Origin of the sequence: Shewanella sp. SG41-4 (assembly GCF_014164505.1) — a bacterium.
Taxonomy (GTDB): Bacteria; Pseudomonadota; Gammaproteobacteria; order Enterobacterales; family Shewanellaceae; genus Shewanella.
This window is the reverse complement of sequence record NZ_JACJFI010000590.1, coordinates 1-1,412: the sequence shown is the minus strand read 5'-3', so window position 1 is coordinate 1,412 and position 1,412 is coordinate 1. Positions and strand designations below refer to the sequence as shown.

The 1,412-nt window shown below is 37.7% G+C and carries 2 protein-coding genes; one reads left to right on the top strand and one right to left on the bottom strand.

From position 1 onward, the window contains the following. Positions 1-154 precede the first annotated feature (154 nt). Entirely contained in the window at positions 155-865 is a 711-nt protein-coding gene (locus tag H5202_RS22465; RefSeq protein WP_182773978.1) for a hypothetical protein, read from the bottom strand. 301 nt (positions 866-1,166) lie between these two features. Between H5202_RS22465 and H5202_RS22460 the strand changes: the two genes are divergently transcribed. After that, positions 1,167-1,412 (top strand): ATP-dependent nuclease (locus tag H5202_RS22460; protein WP_182773977.1); only part of this gene is annotated, 246 nt, incomplete at its 3' end.

Below are 1,412 nucleotides of genomic sequence, written 5' to 3'. Positions count from 1 at the left end.
ACTTAATCGGTACGATTAAGTAACATAACCGAAGCCTATACTAGGAACATTCGAGGACGTTCAATATTCAGGGTGGCCTAAGAAGCTTTTGGAAAAAAGCTTCTTAGAATTAAATATCTTGAAGTGATATGGAGGGCGTTCGAAATTATGAGCGCTAAGAAGCCCTCTTAAAGTTTGCCCTAGCCTTTTTGGCTTTAAGATTTTCTATTTTGTTTTCAACTGTCCAAGCTTTCATTTGAAGCTGAGACTCTTCAAATTTAACTATATGAGCCCAATAATCTCGATGATGAGCCTTATTAGGAGATTCAATAATATCCTCTACAATTCGAAATAAGCTCTGAAAAGCTGCCTTATAGCGATAAAGCTCAATAACTGTTATAGAGTTAACTTTTTCAGTGATACTGACATTCACCTTAGTATTATTTGAATTTAATGCGACTTTCCACTGTCCATGAGCGATTTTGTTTCGTAATAAGCTTGGGTCGTAAATATAGGAATCTATAAGGGAGGTGATTTTTTTCTGGGTGTTAGCAATATGACCACTACTTTTACCATCAACTTTTCTTAATGCAAGCTCGACACATTTCTTCCAAGCATCCACTATATTCCGCTTTCCTTTTACCTTAACTTGAGCAATTTCTTCACTAGTTAAACCGTTAGGAGTGTGAATGACTTTAGAGAGAACAGCTTCAGCGAAAGCACAGTAAACTTGGGCCAATAATTTAGTATGGATTTCTGCTGAAGAATTATCACCACGAGAGTAGGCTGCATTAATGGTCTTATTTATGAGCTTCCAAGCTTGCTCTAATGCTTTAACATTCTCAGTTTGTGCCGCAAAAACTCCATTTCTAGCTTCTTCTAACATAAATCCAATCCAAGGTAGATAAAAAACACTCACTAAAATGCCCTTTACCTACCCGGAATCGAACCGGGATACTGTCCAGTGGACAGCGTCTTGCCAAATTAGACGATAGGTCCGATTGCAGTCTCAAACCATTTTAGAGAAATGTCAAGGTAAAAGTATTAAATAACAATAGGTAAACATATTTTATTTAATACTATAAAACACTCTATGAGCTTAAAAATAATGATCTACCACATGTCCATCGCTCGCTTTAGGTGATATGTTAATTGGTGCTTTCGGCTTATTAACAAAGGGATTTGGCATGTCGATTATACGTCACATAGAAATACAGCATTTTAGGGCTATTAAATATCTGTCTTGGAATCCAACGCCTGGACTTAACTGCCTAGTAGGACCTGGGGATTCTGGTAAGTCGACAATTTTAGAAGCCATCGATTTGGCTCTAGGTGCAAGACGCTCTTACTCATTCAACGATGCCGACTTCTATCAACTAGACACAACATCACCATTAATTATCACGGTAACCATTGGCAAGCTCCACGATGAG

Coding starts and splice junctions, on each gene's coding strand:
- H5202_RS22465 (WP_182773978.1), bottom strand. CDS start 865: ATGTTAGAAGAAGCTAGAAATGGAGTTTTTGCGGCACAAACTGAGAAT.